Genomic DNA, 26,272 nt, shown 5'->3' with positions numbered 1-26,272 from the left:
AATATCATGATAACAAGCATTTTAACCAACATCGCTTTAGCCTTAATCGCAATCATAGTTCTAACACTATTCAAAGCACGTGCATCAGTTTTTAACGGCGAATTTCGCTTTAACATCTTTTGGCAAGAAAACCGTAACCGTTGGATTTGGACTATGCTAATGGTGTCGTTTATTGCTCTTGTCAATGCCTATGCTCCCGATGCGCTTACGTCAATTACCGCTTTAGTTGGGATTGAGTTAACCAGTTCGCCCGGTGCTTTTGCAACGTTGGGCGTTTTACTTCTCACGACCGGTAAAGGCAGTATGACCATTAGTAAAAGAAAGGCTAAAATTTCTAAACGAGAAGAAAAATTACAACCGTGAAAAAGCTGTTAGCCATACTATTGTTATTCACAGCGTTTTGCAATGCCCAAACTTTCGAGTTTGAAACCATTGATAAACGTACACCCGACGATTGGGAAATACGACCAATAACCGGAACGGTAACAATTACCGAAAAAGAGATAACAATAAAAACGGCTTACAACACACAGGTATTGCAAGTGCAAAACGCACACCAATTCATAAGGCAAAATGACAAAATTTTTCTTTGCATCAATGAAGCAGAAAAAGGCATAAACCTGCGCTTATGCTCGGATTATAAAGATAAAAGTTATTGCGAATTATATTATTACAGCGACGAACCCGGACAAAAGTATTTCAGGTTTTGTCTGAAGAAAATTTAAAACCCAAATCAAAACTAAAGTATATGCCATTACCAATTTTAGAACTGATTAAAACAATATTTCCCTATTTATTAGGTTCAGGCGGATTGATTCTTTTTTTACTTTCTCGAAAACAAAGAAATGCAAACGCCGAAGTAACCGAAGCCAGCGCATTGCAAGGGATGCAAAAGTCATATCAGCAGTATGTTAAAGACAATAACGAAGTGATTGCCGAATTGAGAAAAGAAATCAAAGAAATCAGAGGACAATTGAAGCGGTACATTAATCAGTGTAAAGACTGTTCTAATAATAAAATGTAAGATGAAAAAACCTGAACGAAAAGCAGCGAGTTACTTGATAGTATTTTTACTAATCCTGTATATTTTTTTTGGATGCAAAAGCACTCAAACGAGTGTTAGCACGGATGAAAATTTAGAAAGCAAATCAACCAAATTTGATTCGATTAATATTTCTTTAAAAGTAAAAGAAACAGAAAGCAGCGAAACAAAGCAAGGTTTCAAAATTCCCGATATGCAAACCGGTATTAAAAATTGTGACTCGCTTTGTGATATTGCCGTGAACAACGCTTTATCTAGCATTAATTTGGAACAAAACAACGGAAAAAACCAACTGAAGCTGTATTATGACAAGCTTCAAAAAACGCTTTTTCTCTACAACAAACTCAAAGGATCAAAAGATAGTATTGCCATAAATTCAAAAGTAAATAAACAATACTATCACGTAAACCACAGAAAAACAATTACCATAACCAAAACCACTAATATTTTAACACAGGAACAAATGGTTAATTTATGGACCGGTCGTATATTTTGGGTTGGTCTATTAGCATTTGGCATTTACAGACTTAGAAAAATAGTAATAGGATAATTAAACCAAAAATCATGAACACAGCAACAAAAGTAATCGCAGGAGCCGCATTAATAGGATTAATTGCATTTGGAATGCGCAAAAAAGAAGAAACTGCCAACACAGTAAAGGAACCATATAAACCAAACCAAACCGACTATGAAGGAAAGTTAGTTGTTATGGATAATGGTCACTGGTTTGTAGTAAAAGATGGTAAAAGATGGTACACCGGAAGCGTTGAAGCCATTGTTGATTTTCAAGCAGCTTACCCGGGTAATAATCAAGCCATTGAAAACGTGCCCGCTTCTGAACTTGAAAGATACCCAATTTCAGGACACATACAGGCCGGTTTAAATTTTGTGCCTTACGGAAAGGAAACCGCAAAATTAGGAAACTCATTTCAATCAACATTCATAGGCGTTTAAAATGAAGTCGAATAACACCCTTTTATACTTAGGCATCGGCACTATAGTGGTTGGCGGTATTGCATTGGCAGTAACAGGCAAAAAGGAGCCTAAACCGACAGAAACCACCGAAACGGATGTTTTGCCGGTTAGTAATGCTCCGGTGCAGCCTATACCTTTAAATCTAAAATTAGTTTTAAAGATGGGTGTTATTGGTCCCGAAGTTGCCAAACTCCAAACCCTTTTAAACGTAGGTAGTGATGGAAATTTTGGCCCAATAACAGAAGCGGCTTTGTTTAAGTTAAAAGGAGTTAAACAAACCACTTTAGAAGCATTTTCAAAAGCGCCAACGGTAAACCAAAACCGTTATCCTGTTGGCACTAAAGTAATGGCTAACAACAAAAACGGAACGCCGTTATATAATGCATTGTCAAAAGCTGACGGTTCTTACTACAGTGATTATGAAATTTTTACTACCAAAAAATTTGGAGAAGCTGTTGGAAAAGTTCGCAGCAGTAACCAAGCGGGAAATTGGTACACAGTTTATGTTGAATTGTGGAGTGGAACTAAAATATTTTTTGTCAAAGCTGAAGATATAAAAAATTACTAACCATGGCCAAGGATTATACAGTATTAAAGGCAGTAGGCATAGGCGCATTAGCACTAGGCCTATTTGCGTTTAAGAAAAAAAGCGATTACGAAAGTGTCATTAACGAAATGACAATTGACATTGATGATTTAAACAATCTTAGAAGTAGTCAGGGAAAACTTTATGTTAACATGAATGTTGCGCTGCATAATCCTACGAATATTGATTTTGAACCATACACAGCCGGATTAATCAGAGTAAAGCAAATTAAGGTTTTCCACAAAGGAGTTGAAATTGGAAATGCTTTTCACGATCTGTATGAAATATCACTTCCTAAAAAAAGTAACTTTTTAATAACCAATATTAAAGTAGAATTATTAGCTTTGAATATTGTTGATTTATTACTAAATGGTCAGCTTGATGATAATTTGAACAATTACCGAGTTCATATTTACGTTGAAGCATTAGGCAAGACTTGGATAATAGAGCAATAATAACCAAAAACCATTAAACCAAAGCCAAATGTCTGTAATTAACCAATTCAACCGATTGGGTGGCACTATTGCTACACGCCAATCACTCGAAGAACTTCGCGATAAAGCACTATTAGAAAAACCAAGCAAACAAAACACGGAATTGTTAAACCGAGTTGAAAAATTGCTTGAAGCTTATCCTGATGTTGAACAATTTGAGTTGGAACTTGATAACCCAATCAAAGAAGAATTTACCGGATTAGGCAAAATTGATGCCATTGTAAAAGGAAACGAACTGGTTTATTACCAAGACAAAGTTAAGTTGGCCACCATCAAAGAAAACGGCGTTATCACTTACCACAAAAAAAGACTTCCGGCCGGAGCACGAAACGAAATTAGAAAAGCCGCTAACATTATTGGTTTAGCTTCTCCTTATGTTGAAACGCCGATTGATGAATCAATGCTTCACGGTCTTGAATACATTTCAGAAGAAGCCGAATTTACAGGATTAGGCAAGCCGGTTTCTCCAAATGACATTTACAACTATGTTACTGATTTGATAATTAACACCATCAAAAAAGTAGGTCATTTGCCATGGCAAAAAGAATGGGTTGGCGGCGGCTCCGAAAATGAAGCCAAAAACTATGTGAGTAAAAAAACGTACAACGGAATCAATTTCGTTTTGCTCAACTTTGATATTAAACTCGACAAATTAACCGGGTATAATTACTTAGTGCCTATTAAATTTATTCAACCTTATTACCTTACTTTCAATCAAATTCAAGAAGCCGGAGCAACACTAAAAGCAGGAAGCAAAGCACATCGAGTAATTTATTACACGATGATTTTTGGTTATAAAAATGGCGATTTAGAAATTTCCACAAGCGACAAAGGTAAATACAGTTCTTTCATCCAGTCAAACGGAATCACAGCAGAACAGGTTAAGGAATTTGGAAAAAAAATACCGGTTGTTAAATACTACAACGTTTACCGTGCCGATGATTGCACCGGATTAAAGTTTCCACCAAAACCAAAGCCAAAAACAACATCGCCTATTGAACAGGCACAAGCCATTATTGACGGCTACCCAAAACCACCAAAATATACTTTTGTTGGTGCAGATGCTTATTACCAACCGGCAAACGATTTGGTTAATATGCCTAAGATTGCTGCGTTTACCAAAGAAGAATTCTACTACTCTACTTTTTTCCACGAAATAATTCACAGTACAGGACATTCAAAACGATTAGACAGAGGCAATGACAACCGCAAACGTGATGGCGGCAAAGAAGATAAAAAAGCGTATGCTTTCGAAGAATTGGTAGCCGAACTGGGAGCCGTTTTCTTGTGTTCAGAAGCCGGTATTTTATTTACCACAGTAGAGAATTCCGCTAAGTATTTAAAAGGTTGGAATAGCCGTTTAATTACCGAATTGGAAAACGATAACCGTTTCTTCTTAAAAGCTTCAGCGCAAGCGCAAAAAGCGGCCAATTGGATTTTAGACCGTAACCAAGAAAAAGACCAGGTACTTAAAACTCCCAAAGCCAAAAAAATTACACCGGCTAAACCTACTGTTGGTAAAAAAACCACCAAACCCGTAACAAAAAAGGGTAAAACCGTAACAAAAAAGGTTTCAACTGTACCGAAAACAGCAATTAAACCGCAAAAATCGCCTATTCAAGTTCCTGATTTGAAAGGTCGATTTGTGTTTATAAAATATGAAGGTCAACCAATAGAAGGCGCCGAATCAAAACGAATTATCAAATATCATGTTACGCCTGAAAAATACAGTCAAAGAGTTATAAAAATTCATTTGCAAAATGGCGCAACTGAAACTATAAAATCAAAAGATTGGGCCAAATTTCTTAAAGGCGAACCTATTATTTTGGTTAACGGTAAACAAGCTATTTCTATCGAGTTAAACAAAATGTTTAATCCGAAGAAGTCAACCATTAAGTTAACCGCAGTGCAAAAGAAACGCTACGATAAAGAATTAGCATCGGACAATTGGAAAAAGTATTCCAAAACTCAAAATGTTGCGAATAATTCAAAAAAGGTTTCCGATATCACGAAAAAAAATGAGAATAAAGCAACGATAAAACCAAAACCAACTCAAAAAGCCAAAACGAATAAATCCGGGAAACAGTTAAAATTAGCATTGGCAAAACCAATTGAGATTTTGGCATCGCCTATTCAAGATAACATTCCGGTTTATATCAATGCGCCAATGGATGATACTACAAGACAAATAGTTGATATTATCAAAGAAACCGTTACTGCTGAAGCAATTGTAGTTCATCAACCAAAACCAAGCAACAAACTAATGCAAATGGAGTTTGAAAGTTTGCCAATGGATAACGGTTGGGAAAAGCTAATGCAAGAACCGGCAGCCAATATGAAAATTGCGATGTTCGGGCCGCCTAAAAACGGTAAAACGGCAGCCGCTTTGCAGTTGGCCAATTACTTGACCAAATTTGGTAACGTTCTTTACAATTTCGCCGATCAAGGTTTTAACCTTTCTACACAAAAATTGTGGATAGAAAGCGGACTATCAAACAACCCAAAAGCAGAACCAAGCGACATCAATACATTGGCAGCTTTAGAAAAAGAAATTGCCACCGGTAAATACAAATTTGTTTTTATCGATATGATTTCAGATTACATTCGACTTGAGAAAATTAAGCCCGAAGAGTTTAAGGCTAATTTTATGCGAAAATACCCGGAAGTTTCATTCATCTTGATTTTTGAAGTGACCAAAGCCGGAACATTCAAAGGCGATGAAGGTTGGATGCACGTAGTTGATGCCATTATGAACGTTGAAAACTTTGTCATTTCTAACCGTGGCCGTTATGGTTTTGGAAAGCGTGTAATTTGGGAAAAAGGATTTGCCGAAAGCGATCCAAAAGGTTACGCCGAATGGCTAGAAGAAAACACCGAAGAAGTAGATCCAGAAGAAGTACATTTTTCTGAAGAAATAGAAAGAATTTAACCATTAAACCAAACCAACCATGTCAACAGGAAAAGTCATTTTAGGAGTTGTATTAGCAGCAACAATAATCGGATTAGCAAGTAAAAAGAAATCAACCGCAATCGCATCTACAACCAATAGAAAAACAACTGTTTTAAATTGGTTAGCTCCTCAATTATCGCAAAGCGAAAGAGAAAACCCTGATTTACTCAAAGTATTTGACAGAATGAGCGAACAGGAACTACAATTAATAATTGACGTTCTTGTAAAACCAATTTACCAAAAGCCACTACCGGCTAACATTTTGGCACAATTCGACGCATTATCTGCAAAGTATAATATTTTCACATAACCATTAAACCATAGAAACCATGCCAACAAAGAAAAAAGCATCAAAACCGGCTAAAAGCAAAACGGTAAGAGTATCAAAATCAACTGGACTAACCTCATGCGGAACACACTTGAAAAAGGGCTACAAGTATATTAAAGGTGGCGGCGTTGTAAAAGTTGTGAAAGCAACAACCAAAAAGAAAAAATAACGGGGTCCAATCTTTTATTTTCCCGAACCGGAGCAAAGCAATTTGTTTCGGTTTTTTTATTAATTTAGTAAAAAAAATAATGGCACATTTTGAACTTGAAGATTTCTTTTTGCATTTAAGTCACAATAGTATTCAAAGACTAATTGCTGACTTTTCTAATTTACCTGAAAATTTTAAGATTAATGAAGTTGTAATTCGTGATGGACAATCCGGAAAAATTCTCAAAAAATTCAAAACCAAAAAGCAGTACCATGCTTATCTAAAAAAACAACTTTCAAAAGATTTATTAAACAGTAATTTGAAAATAAAACTGAACGGTTTAGATTTATCTCAAAAATCTAACGTATAAAATTCGCCGTAATCTTTTGGCAACAAAGCGCCCACATCACGCAAATACTTTTCGGTGGTTTCTTCGTTCGAGTGGCCAATAATTGGCATTAATTTACTCACAGCTTCAGTATGAGTTGCGCCGTTTTTTGTAAATGTTTTATAAAGGTCGAGTGCAGCAGTATGACGAAAAGAGTAAATGCCATAATCTTTGCCAAATCCTAAAGCCAATTTTACTTTTTTGAAACGGTTTCCAAAGTGATCTGTTTTGGTTTTCTCTTTCGCATCCCAAATTTCAAATTTTCCCGTATTGGTAAAAATATGCACACCGCTGGCCAACGAATCTACATTTATGCTTTCTAAATATTCAATTACAGGCGAAATCAGTTTTTTAGTTTTCTTACGGCTAGTCTTGGTTTCAACCGCTAGTGTTTTTTCTTTAAAATTGATGTTTTCAGCTTTCAGTCTGACAATCTCAACTGGTCGCAAAAACTCATAAATCACAAACAAAATATAATTGTAGAGCTGCACATCATTGGCCAAAAGATATTCTTTTATTTTTAGAACTTCGGGACCGGTAAAAGGCGTGTTTTTTAGAGGTTCATCTTTCGAGGTTTCAAAATCTACAATGTTCTTTTCTATTAATTTATCCTTTTTCAACTTGCCAAACAATGACGACAACGCACGTTTATAATTATCCTGTGAAGTCATTCCAAGATTACGGCCATCCGGAGCAACTAAATGATTAAAGAAACCAATCATGTGAACCTCTTTCAGTTCGCGAACATTTAGGCCGTCTAAGCCATTATTCACGCACCATTCAACAAATACACCGGCTCTAGTGGTATAATCATCAATAGTGGCTGTTTTCAGTTCTCCCGCCTTATTATTTAATGCGTAAGTAATGGCATCTTTAACAGTGTAGTTTTCAAAGTCGAAGTTGTCTTTGACAATAGGAATGCCTTCAGCATGAAAAGGGTTGAAACCATTTTGAAGTAAAAGCAATTGTGCCTTTACCGAAGCATTACCGGCTTTGGTTCTTTCGGCAATGGTTTTGTAGCGATTGATTTTCCAAGTATCTTGTTTCTTTTCCATCAACCCAGTTACAGGATTTCTATAGTAGTAATAAATATACCAAGCTTTGCCAGGAACAATTGTAGGATTTCCATCCTTGTCCGTTGTCTTGTATAATTTTACCTCTGAGAACAAATCTTCCATTACGTTGATAGTAATTTTTACAGGTGCATTTACAGGTGCGTTTTGAATATAAATTTCAATTCTTCTCATGTGAAATGAAACCTGCAAAAACAAAAAAACCCTTTAAAATAAAGGGTTTTTGTTGTACTCAAGGCGGGACTTGAACCCGCACGAACATTGCTGTTCACTGGATTTTAAGTCCAGCGTGTCTACCAATTTCACCACTCGAGCATTATAAGTAGTTGAGCGAAAAACGGGGCTCGAACCCGCGACCTCGACCTTGGCAAGGTCGCGCTCTACCAACTGAGCTATTTTCGCATTTCAAAGTTTGTAAGAACAACAATACTTATACCGTATTGCGGATGCAAATGTAACACTAAAATTGAATTATACAAACCTTTTTTTGAAAAAAACTTTTAGAAATTCTAATCCCTTGATTAGCAAAATCAAGCGACACAACTTATTTTTTCAACAACATTCTTTTCAACTCATTTAATTTCATCAAAGCTTCAACAGGTGTCAAAGTATTGATGTCTAAATTTAGAATGTCTTCTCTAATTTCTTCTAATAAAGGATCGTCCATACTGAAAATATTGAGTTGCATTTCATCTTTAGAAGATCTAATCGTATTGAGTGCGTCGCTGGAATGGTTTTTCTCCAGTTTTTTCAACAACTTTTGCGCTTTTTGGATAACCATCTGCGGCATTCCGGCCATTTTGGCTACGTGAATACCAAAACTGTGCGCGCTTCCGCCTTTTACTAATTTTCTAATAAAAAGCACATTGTCTTTTAACTCTTTTACCGAAACATTATAATTTTGAATTCTCGGCAGCAATTCGCTCATTTCGTTCAGTTCATGGTAATGTGTGGCGAACAAGGTTTTAGGTCTTGCCGGATTTTCGTGTAAAAACTCCGCAATAGCCCAAGCAATCGAAATTCCGTCATACGTACTGGTTCCACGACCTATTTCGTCTAACAGCACCAAACTTCTATCTGAAATATTATTCAAGATAGAAGCGGTTTCATTCATTTCCACCATAAAAGTCGATTCACCCATCGAAATATTATCGCTGGCACCAACTCTAGTGAAAATTTTATCCACCACTCCCATTCGTACTTTTTCTGCCGGAACAAAACTTCCCATTTGGGCCAAGAGCACAATCAAAGCCGTTTGTCTCAATATCGCCGACTTACCCGACATGTTAGGTCCGGTAATCATAATGAGTTGTTGCGTTTCTCTGTCTAGGAAAACATCATTGGCTACATAAGGCACGCCAACCGGCAATTGTTTTTCAATCACAGGATGACGACCATTGGTAATTTCCAACTCAAAAGTATCATCCAAAATCGGACATACATAATCGTTTTCAATAGCCAATTGCGCAAAAGAAGTCAAACAGTCCAATTGGGCTATCAAATTGGCATTTAACTGTACTTGTTTAATATAAGTCCCAATCCAAATCACCAATTGCTCAAACAAATGGCTTTCGATTTGGTGAATTTTTTCTTCGGCTCCAAGAATTTTGGTTTCGTATTCTTTTAATTCTTCAGTAATATATCTTTCGGCATTAACTAAAGTTTGCTTTCGAATCCATTCCGACGGCACTTTGTCTTTATGCGTGTTTCGTACTTCAATATAATAACCAAATACATTATTGAAGGATATTTTAAGCGATGTAATTCCGGTTCTTTCAGATTCTCTCGCTTCGATGCCTTCCAAATATTCTTTCCCAGAGAAAGCTATATTTCGCAGTTCATCCAATTCCGGATGAATTCCGGCGGCAATAGCATTTCCTTTGGCAATCGAAACCGGTGAATCTTGATTTAGTGTCGTTTTTATTTTTTCGCGAAGCAAATCACAAGCATGCAAATTGTCGCCAATTACTCGAACAGCTTCTTGTTTGCTGGCTAAAGCGATTTCTTTTATTGGGATAATGGCGTCTAAAGATTCTTTCAAATAAATAACTTCTCTAGGCGAAATTTTCCCGATAGCTACTTTCGAAATCAAACGTTCTAAATCGGAAATCTGTTTGATTTGGTATTGTATTTTTCGAAGAATTTCTTGGTTATCTTTCAAATAAGTAACCACTTCGTGACGGCTTCTTATCTTATTAACATCTTTCAAAGGCAGAGCCAACCAGCGTTTCAATAATCTTGAACCCATAGGCGAAAGCGTCTTGTCTATCACATCCAAAAGCGTTACGGCATTTTGAGAATGACTGTGGTACAATTCTAAATTCCGGATAGTGAATCGATCCATCCAAACATAAGCATCTTCGGCTATTCGTTGGATATTGGTGATGTGTTGAACTTTATTGTGTTGCGTTTCAGACAAATAATAGAGAATCGCCCCTGAAGCAATGATGCCATCGGGTAATTCTTCAACGCCAAAACCTTTTAAAGAATTGGTTTGGAAATGATTTTGCAAAGTTTCTGCTGCGTAATCTTCTTTGTAAACCCAATCTTCAAGGTAAAACACATTGAAATCTTCGCCGAAACTTTCTTTAAATTTACCTTTGTTATTCTTTTGAATCAAAATTTCACTTGGACTGAAGTTTTGCAACAGTTTATCAATATATTCTTCATTGCCTTGTGCCGTTAGAAACTCACCGGTAGAAACGTCCAAAAACGCAACTCCTAATTGTTTTTTTCCAAAATAAATCGAAGCCAAAAAATTATTAGCCCTCGAATTCAAAACCTCATCATTCATCGAAACTCCGGGCGTTACCAATTCGGTTACACCGCGCTTGACGATAGTTTTGGTCATTTTCGGATCTTCTAATTGGTCACAAATCGCTACGCGCAATCCTGCTTTGACCAACTTAGGCAAGTAAGTATTTAAAGAATGGTGAGGGAATCCGGCTAAAGCGGTTTCTGTTTCCGAACCTGCACCACGTTTAGTTAAAACAATACCGAGAATTTTAGAAGCACGAACGGCATCTTCTCCAAAAGTCTCATAAAAATCGCCCACTCTGAACAACAAACAAGCATCGGGATACTTTCTTTTGATCTCGTTGTATTGCTTCATTAAAGGCGTTTCCTTGACTTTGTTTTCTTTGGCTGACAATGGATTTCGAATTAAATTTATAAGAAAGCGAATTTAAATATTTTAGGTCGAATAGCTGATGCAAAAAAAATTAATTTAATATTAAGGCAAAAAAAAAGACTCGGTTTCATATTTTAAATAGATTTGCTTCAGAAACTTAAAAAACATTAAAAATGAAAAAAATAATTTTACTTGCTGCCTTAGTTGCTTTTGGCGTTACTAACTCTAATGCTCAAACGGCAAAAAAAGTAGTTAAAAAAGAAACTGCTAAAATTGAAACTCCAAAAGTAGACGGACCGGGAATGTTATTCGAAAACGAAACTATCGATTACGGGACTATTCCTGCTAACTCTGACGGAAAAAGAGAATTTGTATTCGTAAACAACGGAACAAAACCTTTAATCATCGAAAGTGCGCAAGGTTCTTGCGGATGTACTGTTCCAACAAAACCTGAAAAAGCAATTCAACCAGGGGAAAAAGGATCAATTGGAGTTAAATATGATACTTCAAGAGCCGGACAACCTTTTACCAAAACGGTAACTATAAAATCAAACGCAGTAGGTCAAGAAACTAAAGTGCTTACCATCAAAGGAAATGTTTTACCAGCTGAAACAAAAGTTGAGCCTGTTAAAAGTTAATTATACTTAGTTATAAATTCGAAAAGTCCTGTCTCGTTCTAAAAACTAGACGGGACTTTTTTTTGAATATCTTTGCCGTTCATGAAAGACAGAAGAGCGATACGAAGCTCTGGCTGAACTAGTGAAACAATTTTATAAAACATAAGAATGCGAAAGCTTGAAAACAAAGAGTTAGAACGAAAATCTGTAGCCGACTTTAAAGAAGCCGAAAAAACACCAATCGTTATTATTCTTGATGACATTAGAAGTCTGCACAACATTGGCTCAGTTTTCAGAACTGCTGATGCTTTTTTAATTGAAAAAATATACCTGTGTGGCATTACCGCCATTCCGCCACATAAAGAAATACACAAAACTGCTTTAGGAGCGACAGAAACAGTAATTTGGGAGTATCAAAAAGAAGTGACAACTGTTATTAGAGATTTAAAAAAAGATCACTTCAACGTCTTTGCCATTGAACAAGTAGAAAATGCTACTTTTTTGCAAAATTTTGTGGTTGAGAAAGAAAAAAAATACGCTTTGGTTTTTGGTAATGAAGTCTATGGAGTGTCTCAAAAAGCAATTGAAATCTGTGATGGTTCTATTGAGATTCCACAAATTGGAACCAAACATTCATTAAATATTTCGGTAAGTGCCGGTATTGTCGTTTGGGATTTATTCCAAAAAATGAAGTTTTAAATGGAAATCTTATTCCGAATTTCTTCTAAAACAAAAACATAATCGTCTTGGTTGTTCAAAAAATCTCGATTGGTTACATCAACAATTAAAACATTTAAATCTTTTTGTGATTTAATGTAATCCAAATAACCATTGTTGATTTTCTCTAAATACTCCGCCGGAATTTCTTGTTCATAGCTTCGGCCTCTGGTTTTAATATTGGCCAAAAGACGTTCGGTGCTTTGGTACAAATAAATATACAAATCGGGCTTCGGCATTTCTTTGTAAATGATATCAAACATCGTTTTATACAAACGGAATTCATCTTCTGCCAAAGTCACTTTAGCAAAAATCAACGATTTAAAAATATGATAATCGGCAACAATAAAGTCTTTGAACAAATCAAACTGTGCCAAATCATCAGAAATCTGCTGGTATCGGTCGGCCAAAAAAGACATCTCTAGTGGAAACGCATAACGATTTTGGTCTTCGTAAAATTTCGGCAAAAAAGGATTGTCTGCAAAACGTTCTAGAACGGTCTTGGCATTGAAATCTTCGGCCAATTTATTGGTCAAAGTGGTTTTTCCGGCACCAATATTTCCCTCAATCGCGATGTAATTGAAATGGTCTAATTTGATTTTGGCAATCGGGATTTCAAGATTTTGAACCACTTTGCAGTTGCTCTTGTCTTCTGAAAGCACCAACAATTCATGCAAGTATTTTTGTAAAATCGGATGACGCCAATCAAGGTTTAAATCACGCATTGGCAACAACACAAAAAGTCGATTTTGCATTTCAGGATGCGGTACTTGCAACTTTTCAGAAGCAATAATTTCCTCGTCGAAAGCAATGACATCAATGTCTATAATACGGGCTTGATAACCTTCTTTCTCTTCTCGAACTCTGCCCAATGCTTCTTCGAGCAACAATACTTCTTCGAGAATTTGTTCTGCCGACTTATGGGTATTCACAACCACTGCACAATTGTAAAATTTCTCGCTTTCAAAACCCCAAGACGGTGTTTCATAAAGCTTAGAAACTCGGATTATGGTACCGACTTCCTTGTGCAAATCAGCAATACATCGCTCAATATTTTCGAGACGATTGCCTTGGTTACTACCTAAAGAAAGTATGACTTGATGCTGCTTGTTCATAGAAGCACAAATTAACTAAAACTATTTCAGAATAAAGACAAAAACTAACCGACTGTTAATAACAATTTCTCAACAATTTGATTAATTTAAAATCATAAAACTTCTTTAAATAGTAACCGCTTTGTGCCGAAAAGGCATTATTTTTGTTTAGCTAATGCGTAACTAAATCTATCACATCATGTTAAAGAAAATCTTAAAAATAGTCGGAATTGTTTTGTTGCTCCTTGTAGTGTCCGCTTTTGCGATTCCGTATTTCTTTAAAGACCAAATCAAAGCCAAAATTTTGTCTGCTATCAATGAAAAAGTCGATGCTAAAGTTGCTTTCACCGATGCTGATTTGAGTTTGTTTAAAAACTTTCCGAATGCGAGTGTGAATATTGAAAAACTATCCATCATTAACAAAGCACCATTTGATGGTGATACTTTAGTGGCTTTTGAAGAATTGAATCTGAAAATGTCTATCAAGGAATTATTCAAAGGCGATAACGAACCTATGATTATTGACGGTGTTGATTCTAAAAACGGACTGATTAATATTATTTTTAACAAAGATGGTGTTGGCAATTTTGACATCGCCCTAAAAGAAGAAAGTAAAGCCGATGATGAAAAAAGCAAACCGCTTTCACTAAAAATAAAAGAATATTCCGTTGAAAACTTCAAGTTCAAATATTACGATGAGCGTTCAAAAATCAAAATGGTTTTAGACAGCATCAATCACAAAGGAACCGGAGATTTTGCGGCTTCTAAATTGGATTTAGCAACCAAAACCACTACCAAAGTTTCCCTTGACATGGACAAAGTCAACTACATGAAAAACGTAGCGATTTCATTGGATGCGATTTTAGGAATCGATTTAGACCAAAACAAATATACCTTTAAGGAAAACGAAGCCAAAATCAACGAATTGCCTTTGAAATTTAATGGTTTTATTCAAATGGTTGATGACGGACAAGTTTATGATTTGACTTTTGAAACACCAACCTCTTCTTTTAAAAACTTTTTAGGCTTGATTCCGGCGCAATATTCAAGCAATTTAAAAGACGTGAAAACCAGTGGAGATTTCATCGTAAAAGGATTTGCCAAAGGAAAATTAACCGATACTACTGTGCCGAAATTCAACATCGATATCGCTTCAAATAATGCTTCGTTCCAATATCCGAACTTGCCTAAATCAGTGCAAAATATTGTCATTGACACCAAGATTATCAACGAAACCGGTTTAATGAATGATACTTATGTCAACTTGGATAAATTGTCTTTCCAGATTGACCAAGACATTTTTAGTGCGAAAGCCAATATTAAAAACATAGCCGAAAATGCATTGGTAAATGCCGATTTAAAAGGGACAATTAACTTAGGTAATCTAACGAAAGCTTATCCGGTAAAATTAGACAAACCGTTAAGCGGCGTTCTAAAAGCCGATGTGACTACGGAATTCGACATGCAATCGGTAGAAAAGAGCGATTATGCCCGAATCAAAAATGCAGGCACAATCGATTTAACCGGTTTCAATTATACCGATGAGAATGGAAAAACAATGAACATTAATCGCGCTTTGGTTTCCTTTGATCCAAGTCGAGTGAACTTGCAACAGTTTAATGCCACAACCGGAAAAACCGATTTAGCCGTAACCGGTGTTTTGGAAAATTTCTATGGTTTTATCTTTAAAAACCAAGAGCTGAAAGGAAACTTTAATCTGAATTCAAACCAATTAGCGGTAAGTGATTTTATGACCACCGGAACAGAAACGGCGAAAGACGCTAAATCAAGTGAACCCATGAAAATCCCGGCATTTTTGAATTGTTCGTTAACAGCCAAAGCTAACACCGTTTTATATGACAATTTAGTTTTAAAAAATGTATCCGGAAAAATAATTATCAAAGATCAAAAAGCGACTTTAGAAAACGGGAAAACCGATATTTTTGGGGGCTCAATTGCGTTTAACGGTGATGTTTCCACCAAAGAAAAAACCCCGAAATTCAACATGGACTTAGGCTTAAACGGCGTTGATATTGCGCAAACCTTTACCCAATTGGAAATGATGAGCAAAATAGCGCCAATTGCCGGTGTAATTAACGGAAAACTGAATTCTAAGATCAAGCTATCCGGAAATTTAGACGCTAAAGAAATGACGCCTGATTTAAAAAGTATTTCGGGAGATTTACTGGGGCAATTGCTTTCGACTACTGTAAACTCAAGCAACTCGACTTTGTTAACCGCTTTGGATAATAAATTAGGTTTTGTGGATTTAACCAAATTAAATTTGAATGATTTGAAAGCGGCCTTAACTTTCAAAGACGGAAAAGTCAATGTAAAACCATTTGACATCAAATACCAAGATATAACAGCTACTATCGGAGGAACTCATGGTTTTGATCAATTGATGAATTACAATGTAAAGTTGGATGTTCCGGCCAAATACTTAGGCAACGATATCAATAATTTAATTGCAAAACTAACACCGGCTGACGCTAAGAAATTTGAAACCATTCCGATAAATGCGATACTCAGCGGGAATTTTAAAAGTCCGAATGTAACAACAGATGTAAAACAAGCCACAACCACTTTGGTAAACAACTTGGTAAAACAACAAAAAGACAAACTAGTTTCGGGAGGAAGAGATGCGCTAAACAATGTTATTTCAAACGCAACGAAACCAAAAACCGACACCACTAAAACAGATGTCAAAACAGATGTGAAGACTAAAGCGAACGACTTGATCAAAGATTTGTTCAACAAAAAGAAAAAAGAAGCCCCAAAAACAGAAACAACTGCGCCGGCGCCAACAAAATAAAAAAAGACACGAGCGAAGCGAACTGACGAAGTAAACCCTTTCTCAACAGAAAGGGTTTCTTTTTTAAACGTTTATCTTAACTACATAACCTTCAAAAGTTCGAACATTAAAAACGGTTCCGTCTTCAAACATCAAATATTGTCCTTTGACACCCGTTAGTTTTCCGGAGAAATTAGGTGATTTATCCAAATTTAAACTATTGACTTTATTTGGATATTGTAAAACGGGGTATTGCAATTCGTATAAATCTTCCTTATTCGGATTATAAAATTCTTGAACTTCCGTTGGAATTAAATTTTCCAGTTTTACTCTTTCAGCAACCAAATCAACCGTTGGCACTTCATTTTTCAGCATTTTTTGCCAATTGGTTTTATCAGCGTAATGATTTTTCAAAGCAACTTCGGTAATTCCTGCCAAGTAACGATTTGGCACTTCCACAATCTGAATGGCTTGTACAGCGCCTTGGTCAATCCATCGAGTTGGCACTTGGGTTTTTCGGGTTACGCCAACTTTAATCTCGCTCGACAAAGCCAAATAAACTATATGTGGTTGCAATTGGACTTTCTTTTCATATTCCAAATCGCGGTCTTCAATATCTAAATGAGCGGTACTCAACTCGGGTTTCATAATCCAATCACCTGCGGCGGCGGAACTCATAAAGCAATCGTAACAAAAACCTTGACGGAAAATCTTCTTTTTTTTACCGCAATTCAAACATTGATACCCTTGAAAAGAGATTTCCAACGATTTGTCTAACAATTGGTTCAAGCTTAAAAAACTGTTCTCAAACACCAAATAATATTGGATTGGGTTTGAGAATTCGGCTTGCATTTTGGTTAATACACCTTCGTATGTCATCTTTTATTCTTAAAATTATTTCCTATATTTGGTAAAGTTATCACTCCTAATTCGTAATTCATAATTCCCAATTCTAAAATATGCTATTTCCAATCATCAATTCTATCGCCTCTTGGGTTTTGAAACAGCGCATTCATCAGATTGAGCTTTTTTTGAAATATCCGCATGAAGTTCAGGATGAGTTGTTGATGAATTTGATTCGTAATTGTGATGAAACAGTTTTGGGTAAAAAATATGATTTCGAAAGCATTAAATCTTACCAAACTTTTGCCGAAAGAATTCCGGTTTCTTCTTATGAAGATTTAGAACCACTAATTGAAGAAACCCGAAAAGGCTATCAGAATATTTTTTGGAACACACCGATTAAATGGTTTGCCAAATCGAGCGGAACTACCAATGCTAAAAGCAAATTTATCCCGGTTAGCAACGAAGCGCTCGAAGATTGTCATTATAAAGCCAGCAAGGATTTGCTGTGTATGTATTTGAACAACAATGAGAATTCCGAAATGTTTTTAGGCAAAAGTTTGCGGTTGGGCGGTAGTTCTCAGATTCACGAAAACAACAACACTTTCTTTGGCGACTTGTCAGCGATTTTGATTGAAAACATGCCGATGTGGGCGGAATTCAGCAGTACGCCTAGCAATAAAATCTCGTTAATGAGCGAATGGGAAAGCAAACTCACCGCGATTATTAACGAAACCAAAACCGAAAACGTAACCAGTTTTGCCGGCGTTCCTTCTTGGATGTTGGTTTTACTAAATAGAATTTTAACCGAATCAGGAAAAGAAAATATGTTCGAGCTTTGGCCAAATTTGGAAGTCTATTTCCATGGCGGTGTAAGTTTTGAACCCTATCGCGAACAATACAAAAAAATATTGCCGAAATCTGATTTTAAATATTACGAGATTTATAATGCTTCCGAGGGGTTTTTTGCCATTCAGGATTTGAATTATTCCAATGATTTGTTGTTGATGTTGGATTATGGCATTTTCTACGAGTTTATTCCAATGGATACTTTTGGCACACCAAATCAAAAAATAGTTCGATTAGCCGATGTCGAATTGTTCAAAAATTATGCAATGGTCATTACGACCAATGCCGGACTTTGGCGCTATATGATAGGCGATACTGTTCGTTTCACTTCTTTAAACCCATACCGAATCAGAGTTTCCGGAAGAACCAAGCACCACATAAATGTTTTTGGCGAAGAATTAATGGTAGAAAATACCGATTTGGCTTTGGCTAAAACCTGTTCAGCGCTAGATTGCGAAGTAATTGATTATACAGTTGCGCCAATTTTCATGCAAGGTAAAGAAAAAGGTTCACACGAATGGATGATAGAGTTCAAAAAACATCCGGAAGATTTGGCTTTATTCCAAAAAGCATTAGACGAAAATATTCAGTCTGTCAACTCAGACTACGAAGCCAAACGGTATAACAACATGACATTAAACGAACTCAAGATTAATGTCGCCCGTGAAAATTTATTTTATGACTGGCTCAAAGAGAATGACAAACTCGGCGGTCAACACAAGATTCCAAGACTTTCGAATCAGAGAGATTATTTGGAACAGTTGTTGAGTATGCAAGTTGAAATTCCTAAAAACAAATAGTAAAGTTCCAATGAAAAAACTCCTCACGATAATAGTCTTACTCAGCTTTCTAACGTCTTGTGGCCCAAAAAGATTGGGTTGTGGTCCGGGACGATGTTCTATTGAAGCCCCTAAAACAACTCCTTCGCTAAAAAATATTTGCTAAAAATTGATTTTTTGATTGTAACATTTTTTTTGATTTGAAGTCTTACTGACAATCATCAATCACAGAGGCTAAATCAACTAGTTGGATTGCCTCAAAAAAATCAATCAAAAATGAAATCACTAAGCATTGCCTTGTGCTTCCTTGTCACGGGCACACTTTTCGCGCAAGAAACGCCGAAAACAGAAGAAACCAAACCTTCAGAAAAAACAAACGAACTCAAAGAAGTTACCATTTACGGCAACAAAAAGCAGTTTTTAAAAGTCGAATCAGACAAAACCACCATCAATGTTAGAGATAACGCCATGTTGAATAGTGGTAGCAGTTTGGAAGCTGTAAAAAAAATTCCGGGCGTTATTACTTCACCAACAGGAACGATTACTTTGAACAGTAAAGGTGTTACTATTTATATCGATGGTGCTCCGAGTTCTTTAAGTGGAACCGATTTGCAAAATTATTTATCCACTTTACCGGCAAATGCGATTGAAAAAGTAGAACTCATTTACAATCCCGGTGCTTCTTTTGATGCCGATGCGAGTGGTTCGATCATCAATATTGTAACTAGTACCAAACGCAAAAAAGGCTTAAATGCAAGCTTTAATATTAATTACAATTTTAATAAATACCAAAAGCCCAGTCCACAAATTTTATTGAACGGAAAGGTCAAAGAGTTGAGTTGGCAAACCATGATTGGCTACAATTATATTGACAGTGAAAGCAAAAATGAAAACGACCAAACCTTTACCTCTTTTTCTCCGGAAGAAAATTTATACCAAAAGAATTTGGCCAAATTTACCAATCGGAATTTTTATTTCAGAACCGGAACAAATTATAAATTGAATGGAAAATCAAATTTGCTATTCAACTACAATTTGAATTTAGGGAACGACCGAATCGTAAGCGAAGCTTCCACAAACGGAACCGGAGTTGACTTTGATAACAATGCGCTGTCTAAAATGAAAAACAGCATGAACGAATTGAGTTTACAATACAGAACCAAATTAGATACATTAGGTAGAATGTTTGATATTACCGCTTATAGTAACTTTTTTAATCGAAATCCAAACACTACCTCAACCGGTCAAAACAATGGAGAATCGACTTTCTTTAATGGGAAAATCGACTTTAATTTGGCCAATTATTATTTGAAATACGACTTTAATATTCCTTTCAAAAAGATGGATTTCTCTATCAATACAGGTGGAAAATTCAATTACATCAAAGTGGATGACAAAGGGATTTACAATTTGAATTCGGCTTCCAATTCTATTGTAGATTTTGATTACGACGAAACCAATTTGGCCTTTTATGTTGAAGCCAGAAAAAAAATCAAGAAGTTCAATTTCACTGCCGGTCTTCGTTTTGAAGATTACAAAGTTGACCGATTAGCAGTACAAGATGGTGATGAAACTAAGATAAATTTCAAGAACACCAACTTTTTCCCGAATGTAAGTGCCTTATACGAAATCAATGAAAACATGAATTTATCGGCTTCGTATTCGAAAAAAATCCAACAAGCGGATTACAATGTTTTGGACCCGAATAACTTTGCTAATTTTGACCAATACAACACTTCGCAAGGAAATCCGTTTTTGAACCCGACATTTTTTGACAACTTTGAGATGAAATTAACGGCGTTTCAATTTGTGAATTTGGGAGGAAATTATACCATTGCTAATGACATCAATCGGTTTGTTTTTGATGCCGAACCCGGAGAATTGGTGAGCAACCAAACCTTCCGACAATTTGACAAAACCAAAACCCTGAGTTTCTTTGCTTCGTTCCCTGTTCCGTTGGATTATTTCTTTAAAAGCAAAGAAGAATTCCAGAAACGAATGGCCAATATGGACAACATGAATTACATTTTCTTTAATGTAAATTATATCAAAACCACTACAGAAGGCTATACTTTTTCGTTTGAAAACAAACCCATTTGGAACTATTCGGCGCAAGCGCAATTTATTTTACCTTGGGGAATTAAGAACTCTATGTCCTATTTTATTTTGCCAAAAGGTACTTGGGAAATCTACCAAATCACTAAACCAATTCAGCAGTTTGATATTTCATTCAACAAAGAGTTCATGAACAAAAACCTAAAAATCGGAGTGCATTGTTTTGATGTTTTCAACAGTAATGAAGTAAATGCATTGATTTCTTCTACTAATTTGGAGACCAAGTTTTACCAAAAGCAAGATACTAGAACCTTTAGAATATCATTGACCTATAACTTTGGGGATTTGTCTTTAAAGAAAGAAGAAACGAACATCAATATTGAGAAAAACCAATCGGGTGGTGGTTTTATGAAGTAACCAAAATTTTAAATCAAATAAATGATACAATCCCATCACTACAGATTCATCTATGCGCTACTATTTCTTTTCACTGGAGCGATAAATCCTGTTTACTCTCAAGATCTCTCTGAAAGAATTAATAATCTGATAGTAACCGAAATTAAAGACAAAAATGGTCCCGGCGGTGTTTTCATGGTAGCAAAAAATGATGCAATTATTTATCAAAATGCCTTTGGAAAAGCCAATCTTGAATTAGAGGTTCCTTTGACCACTGATTATGTTTTCCAAATTGGTTCGATGACCAAACAATTTACAGCCGTTGCCATCATGATGCTTCAACAGCAAGGCATATTGAACACTAATGATTTGTTGTCAAAGTATATTCCTGATTTTCCTTCAGGAGATAAAATTACGATTCATCATTTGTTGACGCATACTTCGGGAATTAAAGATTTTACCAAAATGAAATCTATCAAAGACATTGCTCAGAAAGAAATGACTCCTAAGATGATGGTTGACTTTTTTAAAAATGAACCGGTTGACTTTTTGCCCGGAGAAAAGTTTGATTACAACAACTCGGGCTATGTTATCTTAGGCTATATCATTGAGTTAGTTTCCGATAAAACTTATGAAGATTTCATTGAAAACGATATTTTTAAAAAAATCGGTATGACGCAATCTTATTATGCTACCGACAGACAAATCATTAGCAAAAGAGCTTATGGTTATCAGAAAAAAGAGTCCGGTTATGTCAACAAAACGGTGATTAATTATAGCGTTCCCTTTGCTTCCGGCGCTATTATGTCGACTTTAAAAGACATGCTGACATGGCAAATGGCTTTAAACAACAACACTTTATTGAACACCGAAAACACTCAAAAATTATTCAACAATTACTCGCTCAATAATGGTGAAGCAACAAACTATGGTTACGGTTGGCACTTGAAAAAAATAAACAAGAGCGATTCCAGAGAACATGGCGGGAGTATTTTTGGGTATAAATCAATGGGCATTTACTTACCCGGTGAAAACATTTATGTATTGGGATTCACCAACTGTGATTGTATTTCACCCACGGTACTGACTCAAAACATTGCCAAATTGGTCTTGGAGAATTCTCAAAAATAAATCCAGATACCTACATAAAATCCCTTTATTGAGAGATCTTTGTTAAATTATCAAGGTGCTATTTTTAAATGTTACTGATAATTATTTTAATTGCCGTACGGGAATTGAGCGATTGCCGTACGGGAATTGTTTCATTTCCGTACACGAATTAACCAAAAGATGTACAGCAATTAAAAATACTTTCAGGAGGAAATAAAAAAAGGGAACTGATGTGTTCCCTTTTTTATGCTTATCAAAGTCTGAATTAAGAAGCTATTTCTAAACGTTTCAGTAAATTTTTGGTCAACGCATCGTGCGTGTAATCCAAATCGATGTGAAGTTGTTTTTCGTCCGAGCTAGGTAAGTCGTACATCGCATCGGTTAAAATGGCTTCACACAACGAACGCAATCCTCGTGCGCCGAGTTTGTACTCTAACGCTTTTTCAACAATATAATCTAAAGCCTCGTCTGTGATGGTGAATTTTACTTCATCCATGGCGAATAACTTTTCGTATTGTTTGATTAAAGCATTTTTTGGTTCGGTTAGAATGGCTCGTAATGTGGCTTTATCTAACGGATCCATGTGTGTCAACACCGGCAAACGGCCAATGATTTCCGGAATCAAACCAAAATCTTTGATGTCTTTAGGAATGATGTATTGCAACAAATTGTCTTTATCTATTCCATCCACATTTTTGGAAGTGCTGTAACCAACGGCTTGGCGATTTAATCGTTTAGAAATAATTCTTTCCACACCGTCAAAAGCACCACCGGCGATAAACAAAATATCTTTGGTATTGACTTCTACAAATTTTTGGTCGGGATGTTTTCTGCCACCTTTTGGCGGTACGTTTACCATAGTTCCTTCCAATAATTTCAGTAAAGCCTGTTGTACGCCTTCCCCCGAAACATCACGAGTAATGGATGGATTATCGCTTTTACGAGCAATTTTATCTATTTCGTCAATGAATACAATTCCTCTTTCTGCTTTGGGTACATCGTAATCGGCGGCTTGTAAAAGACGTGTCAAAATACTTTCCACATCTTCCCCAACATAACCGGCTTCGGTTAAAACCGTTGCATCTACGATTGCTAAAGGAACGTCTAACATTTTCGCAATGGTTTTTGCCACCAATGTTTTTCCGGTTCCGGTTTGGCCTACCATGATGATGTTGGACTTTTCAATCTCAACGTCTTCTTCGTGTTGGAGCTGCATCAATCTTTTGTAGTGATTGTATACGGCCACCGACATTACTTTTTTGGTTTGGTCTTGCCCGATAACGTATTGATCAAGGAAAGCTCTGATTTCTTTTGGCTTTTTTAAAACCAAATCTGCCGATTGTTTTACTGCATTTCCTTTTAATTCCTCCATCACTATGCCATGTGCTTGTTCGATACAACGATCGCAGACATGCGCATTAATCCCGGCGATTAACAAATTGGTCTCCGGTTTTTTTCTCCCACAAAAGGAACATTCTAAAACTTGTTTTGCCATTATTTACTTGTTTCAAGTTTAAAGTTTAAAGTTCCAAGTTGAAAAACCTGAAACTTGAAACCTGAAACCTGCAATTTATTTATCTTCTTAACACTTCATCAATCATTCCGTATTCTTTTGCTTCATCGGCAATCATCCAATAATCGCGTTCAGAATCTTTGTGTACTTTTTCGAAAGTTTGCCCTGAATGGTGCGAAATGATTTGGTACAATTCATCTTTCAGCTTCAACATTTCTTTTAAGTTGATTTCCATATCAGTCGCTACCCCTTGTGCCCCGCCTGATGGTTGGTGAATCATGACTCTTGAATGTGGTAACGCCGAACGTTTTCCGGCGGCTCCGGCACATAGTAAAACCGCGCCCATTGACGCTGCCATACCGGTACAGATAGTCGCTACATCAGGTCGGATGTATTGCATGGTGTCGTAAATTCCTAAACCGGCATACACGCTTCCTCCTGGTGAATTGATGTAGATTTGTATGTCTTTAGAAGCGTCAACACTTTCTAAGAATAACAATTGCGCTTGAATAATGTTGGCCATATAATCGTCGACACCGGTTCCCATGAAGATGATTCTGTCCATCATTAAACGGGAGAATACGTCGAGTTGTGAAATGTTTAATTGACGTTCTTCAATAATATAAGGTGTCATGCTTCCTACGATTTTATCGTAATACAGACTGTTTACGCCGTGTTTTTTGGTCGCAAACTTTTTAAATTCTTTTCCGTAGTCCATTTTTATTAGTTATGAATTAAGAGTTATAAGTTATGAATTCTTCTTTTGGTTAGTCAAAGTTCGTGCCTTGTTGTTAAGGTGACAATGTGTCGCTTAATCAAAAACCCTAGCCCGGATAGTAGTGAAAATCCTTTTTATTGTATAGAAAAAGCCCTTCGACATGCTCAGGGTGACAACAATAAAAAGATTGTAACGTATAGCCGGATTAGCTTCTAATAAAAAAAGCGCCAAAATTACTTTGACGCTCAAATATAGTAAAATATATGATTAGTGTTTTAATTCGCCATACATTGCTTTGATGAACTCGTCGTAGCTTACTTCTTTTGACTTGGCTTTTACTTTGTCTTTGAATAAGTTTAGCATTTTTTCGTTCATTACTTGCTCTGACAAGCGACGCACTTCGTCTTGGTTTGACATTACGCGGGCTACGATACCTTGCACATCTTCATCACTTGGATCCATTTGGCCGAATTGCGCCATTTGTTTTTTGATGATTTCAGTGGTGTATGATTTTAGGTCTTCGAAAGTGATTTGTAGACCATTTTCGTTGATGATTTTGCCTTCGATTAATTGGTAACGCAAACCGTTTTCAGATTTGGTGTATTCTGCTTCTGCTTCTTCAGCACTTAGTGGATTTTCACCTGCGGTTTGGATCCATTTTTTTAGGAACTCCGCCGGTAAATCAAACTTGGTATTGGCGATTAATGACACGGTCACATCGTTTAAGAATTTTTGATCCGCTTGTTGGGCGAATTGTTTTTCGGCGTCTTCTTTGATTTTCGCTTTTAATTCGGCTACAGAAGTTACTACTTTTGGTCCGAATAATTTATCGAATAACTCTTGGTCTAAAACTGCAGGTTCATGTGTTGTTACTTCGTCGATAGTGAAGGTTACTTCGATGTCTAAACCGTGAACGTCATCGTGACTAACGGCTAAGAAATCCATTAATTTGTGATCATCATCGAATAAACCTTTAGTTTTTAACGTTACTACATCGCCTACTTTTTTACCCATAAAAGCTTTTGCGGTTTTCTTGTCAGCAAAAACATCTAAAGATAATGTTGTTCTGTTGTTGATGCCTTTTTCTTCATTGGCAAAAACACCCGAAACGTCGTTTCCTTCTTCAACAGTGTCTTTTGCGATTAGTTTGCCGTATTGTTTTTGGATACGGGCCACTTGGTCGTTTAGCATTTTGTCATCGGCGATGATTTTGTATTGTACCACATCGTTTTTGGCTCCTAAATCAACCGTGAATTCCGGGGCTAAACCCAATTCAAATTCGAATTTATAATCTTCCACATCCCAGTTGAAATCTTCGGTTACTTTTGGTAACGGATTACCCAAGATGTCTAGTTTTTCTTCTACTAAATATTTGTTCAGATTGTCTTGCAACACTTTGTTTACTTCGTCTAATAAAACAGCTTTACCATATTGTTTTTGGATTAAGCTCATTGGGACAGCTCCTTTCCTAAATCCGGGAATAGCAGCATTTTTTCTATAATCTGCTAAAACTTTCTCTACTTTTTCTGCATAATCCGATTTTGATACTTCAACAGTAACTACAGCATTTAATGCGTCTACATTATTTCTTGTGATGTTCATTTCTTGTGTTTTTTACATACTAAAATTGGGTTGCAAAATTATAACATTTCTGCAACCCAACCAAGTTTTAT

24 protein-coding genes and 2 tRNA genes are annotated in these 26,272 nt (G+C 36.2%); 17 read left to right on the top strand and 9 right to left on the bottom strand.

Going from position 1 to position 26,272, the window contains the following annotated elements:
- The first annotated feature begins 6 nt into the window (after nucleotides 1-6).
- The 11 genes from ACK4R1_RS04525 (at nucleotide 7) to ACK4R1_RS04475 (ending at nucleotide 6,893) form a co-directional block, all read left to right on the top strand.
- The gene (locus tag ACK4R1_RS04525; RefSeq protein WP_409684137.1) at nucleotides 7-363 is read left to right on the top strand and encodes a hypothetical protein; all 357 of its coding nucleotides are present in this window, start codon (nucleotides 7-9) and stop codon (nucleotides 361-363) included.
- Nucleotides 360-725 (top strand): hypothetical protein, encoded by a 366-nt coding sequence (locus ACK4R1_RS04520; RefSeq protein WP_409684135.1) that lies wholly within the window; start codon nucleotides 360-362, stop codon nucleotides 723-725. Before ACK4R1_RS04525 ends, ACK4R1_RS04520 begins: the two co-directional genes overlap by 4 nt.
- A gap of 23 nt (nucleotides 726-748) precedes the next feature.
- Nucleotides 749-1,024: a hypothetical protein gene (locus tag ACK4R1_RS04515; protein WP_409684134.1), complete on the top strand. Its 276-nt coding sequence runs from the start codon at nucleotides 749-751 to the stop codon at nucleotides 1,022-1,024.
- Between the two features lies 1 nt (nucleotide 1,025).
- Nucleotides 1,026-1,592, top strand: a complete 567-nt coding sequence (locus tag ACK4R1_RS04510; protein ID WP_409684132.1) for a hypothetical protein — start codon at nucleotides 1,026-1,028, stop codon at nucleotides 1,590-1,592.
- A gap of 14 nt (nucleotides 1,593-1,606) precedes the next feature.
- Entirely contained in the window at nucleotides 1,607-1,996 is a 390-nt protein-coding gene (locus ACK4R1_RS04505; protein ID WP_409684130.1) for a hypothetical protein, read from the top strand.
- 1 nt (nucleotide 1,997) lies between these two features.
- Entirely contained in the window at nucleotides 1,998-2,585 is a 588-nt protein-coding gene (locus tag ACK4R1_RS04500; RefSeq protein WP_409684128.1) for a peptidoglycan-binding domain-containing protein, read from the top strand.
- A gap of 2 nt (nucleotides 2,586-2,587) precedes the next feature.
- The gene (locus ACK4R1_RS04495; RefSeq protein WP_409684126.1) at nucleotides 2,588-3,058 is read left to right on the top strand and encodes a hypothetical protein; all 471 of its coding nucleotides are present in this window, start codon (nucleotides 2,588-2,590) and stop codon (nucleotides 3,056-3,058) included.
- 28 nt (nucleotides 3,059-3,086) lie between these two features.
- Nucleotides 3,087-6,026, top strand: coding sequence for a zincin-like metallopeptidase domain-containing protein (locus ACK4R1_RS04490; RefSeq protein WP_409684124.1), 2,940 nt, complete (start codon nucleotides 3,087-3,089; stop codon nucleotides 6,024-6,026).
- 19 nt (nucleotides 6,027-6,045) lie between these two features.
- The gene (locus tag ACK4R1_RS04485; protein ID WP_409684122.1) at nucleotides 6,046-6,357 is read left to right on the top strand and encodes a hypothetical protein; all 312 of its coding nucleotides are present in this window, start codon (nucleotides 6,046-6,048) and stop codon (nucleotides 6,355-6,357) included.
- A 19-nt stretch (nucleotides 6,358-6,376) separates the two neighbouring features.
- Nucleotides 6,377-6,544, top strand: coding sequence for a hypothetical protein (locus ACK4R1_RS04480; protein ID WP_409684120.1), 168 nt, complete (start codon nucleotides 6,377-6,379; stop codon nucleotides 6,542-6,544).
- Nucleotides 6,545-6,623: 79 nt separating this feature from the next.
- Nucleotides 6,624-6,893 carry a hypothetical protein gene (locus ACK4R1_RS04475; protein WP_409684118.1) on the top strand — a complete coding sequence of 90 codons (270 nt, stop codon included), beginning with the start codon at nucleotides 6,624-6,626 and terminating at the stop codon, nucleotides 6,891-6,893.
- Here the strand turns inward: ACK4R1_RS04475 and ACK4R1_RS04470 are convergent.
- The 4 genes from ACK4R1_RS04470 to mutS form a co-directional block, all read right to left on the bottom strand.
- On the bottom strand, nucleotides 6,875-8,158 hold the full coding sequence (locus tag ACK4R1_RS04470; protein WP_409684116.1) for a tyrosine-type recombinase/integrase: 1,284 nt from the start codon (nucleotides 8,156-8,158) through the stop codon (nucleotides 6,875-6,877). The two genes, ACK4R1_RS04475 and ACK4R1_RS04470, sit on opposite strands and share 19 nt — an antisense overlap.
- A 55-nt stretch (nucleotides 8,159-8,213) precedes the next feature.
- Nucleotides 8,214-8,299: transfer RNA gene (locus ACK4R1_RS04465), tRNA-Leu, on the bottom strand.
- A gap of 14 nt (nucleotides 8,300-8,313) precedes the next feature.
- Nucleotides 8,314-8,386: transfer RNA gene (locus ACK4R1_RS04460), tRNA-Gly, on the bottom strand.
- Nucleotides 8,387-8,528: 142 nt separating this feature from the next.
- Nucleotides 8,529-11,135 carry a DNA mismatch repair protein MutS gene (gene mutS / locus ACK4R1_RS04455; protein ID WP_409684114.1) on the bottom strand — a complete coding sequence of 869 codons (2,607 nt, stop codon included), beginning with the start codon at nucleotides 11,133-11,135 and terminating at the stop codon, nucleotides 8,529-8,531.
- A gap of 152 nt (nucleotides 11,136-11,287) precedes the next feature.
- Here mutS and ACK4R1_RS04450 point away from each other — a divergent pair, with 152 nt between their 5' ends.
- Both ACK4R1_RS04450 and ACK4R1_RS04445 read left to right on the top strand, forming a co-directional pair.
- Complete coding sequence (locus tag ACK4R1_RS04450; RefSeq protein ID WP_409684112.1) at nucleotides 11,288-11,752, top strand: DUF1573 domain-containing protein; 465 nt, start codon at nucleotides 11,288-11,290, stop codon at nucleotides 11,750-11,752.
- Between the two features lie 147 nt (nucleotides 11,753-11,899).
- Nucleotides 11,900-12,430 (top strand): RNA methyltransferase, encoded by a 531-nt coding sequence (locus tag ACK4R1_RS04445; RefSeq protein ID WP_409684110.1) that lies wholly within the window; start codon nucleotides 11,900-11,902, stop codon nucleotides 12,428-12,430.
- On the opposite strand, the gene folK is transcribed toward ACK4R1_RS04445, so the two are convergent.
- A complete protein-coding gene (gene folK / locus ACK4R1_RS04440; RefSeq protein WP_409684108.1) occupies nucleotides 12,427-13,563 on the bottom strand; it encodes a 2-amino-4-hydroxy-6-hydroxymethyldihydropteridine diphosphokinase in 1,137 nt (378 codons plus the stop codon). The genes ACK4R1_RS04445 and folK overlap by 4 nt on opposite strands.
- A 178-nt stretch (nucleotides 13,564-13,741) precedes the next feature.
- On the opposite strand from folK, the gene ACK4R1_RS04435 reads away from it, so the two are divergent.
- Nucleotides 13,742-16,357, top strand: coding sequence for an AsmA-like C-terminal region-containing protein (locus ACK4R1_RS04435; protein ID WP_409684106.1), 2,616 nt, complete (start codon nucleotides 13,742-13,744; stop codon nucleotides 16,355-16,357).
- A gap of 63 nt (nucleotides 16,358-16,420) precedes the next feature.
- Here the strand turns inward: ACK4R1_RS04435 and ACK4R1_RS04430 are convergent, their stop codons facing one another.
- Complete coding sequence (locus ACK4R1_RS04430; RefSeq protein ID WP_409684105.1) at nucleotides 16,421-17,215, bottom strand: DUF2797 domain-containing protein; 795 nt, start codon at nucleotides 17,213-17,215, stop codon at nucleotides 16,421-16,423.
- Nucleotides 17,216-17,295: 80 nt separating this feature from the next.
- Here ACK4R1_RS04430 and ACK4R1_RS04425 point away from each other — a divergent pair, with 80 nt between their 5' ends.
- From ACK4R1_RS04425 to ACK4R1_RS04415, 3 genes are all read left to right on the top strand, one after another.
- A complete protein-coding gene (locus ACK4R1_RS04425; RefSeq protein WP_409684103.1) occupies nucleotides 17,296-18,828 on the top strand; it encodes a GH3 auxin-responsive promoter family protein in 1,533 nt (510 codons plus the stop codon).
- Nucleotides 18,829-19,083: 255 nt separating this feature from the next.
- A complete protein-coding gene (locus ACK4R1_RS04420; protein WP_409684102.1) occupies nucleotides 19,084-21,279 on the top strand; it encodes a TonB-dependent receptor domain-containing protein in 2,196 nt (731 codons plus the stop codon).
- Nucleotides 21,280-21,300: 21 nt separating this feature from the next.
- A complete protein-coding gene (locus ACK4R1_RS04415) occupies nucleotides 21,301-22,389 on the top strand; it encodes a serine hydrolase domain-containing protein (protein ID WP_409684100.1) in 1,089 nt (362 codons plus the stop codon).
- A gap of 244 nt (nucleotides 22,390-22,633) precedes the next feature.
- On the opposite strand, the gene clpX is transcribed toward ACK4R1_RS04415, so the two are convergent.
- The 3 genes from clpX to tig form a co-directional block, all read right to left on the bottom strand.
- Entirely contained in the window at nucleotides 22,634-23,863 is a 1,230-nt protein-coding gene (clpX, locus tag ACK4R1_RS04410) for an ATP-dependent Clp protease ATP-binding subunit ClpX (protein WP_409684098.1), read from the bottom strand.
- Between the two features lie 79 nt (nucleotides 23,864-23,942).
- The gene (gene clpP / locus ACK4R1_RS04405) at nucleotides 23,943-24,599 is read right to left on the bottom strand and encodes an ATP-dependent Clp endopeptidase proteolytic subunit ClpP (RefSeq protein ID WP_409684096.1); all 657 of its coding nucleotides are present in this window, start codon (nucleotides 24,597-24,599) and stop codon (nucleotides 23,943-23,945) included.
- A 267-nt stretch (nucleotides 24,600-24,866) separates the two neighbouring features.
- Nucleotides 24,867-26,201, bottom strand: a complete 1,335-nt coding sequence (gene tig / locus ACK4R1_RS04400; RefSeq protein ID WP_409684094.1) for a trigger factor — start codon at nucleotides 26,199-26,201, stop codon at nucleotides 24,867-24,869.
- Between the last annotated feature and the right edge of the window lie 71 nt (nucleotides 26,202-26,272).

This window comes from Flavobacterium sp., assembly GCF_046293665.1.
GTDB lineage: Bacteria > Bacteroidota > Bacteroidia > Flavobacteriales > Flavobacteriaceae > Flavobacterium.
This window is presented reverse-complemented; position numbering and strand designations above follow the sequence as displayed.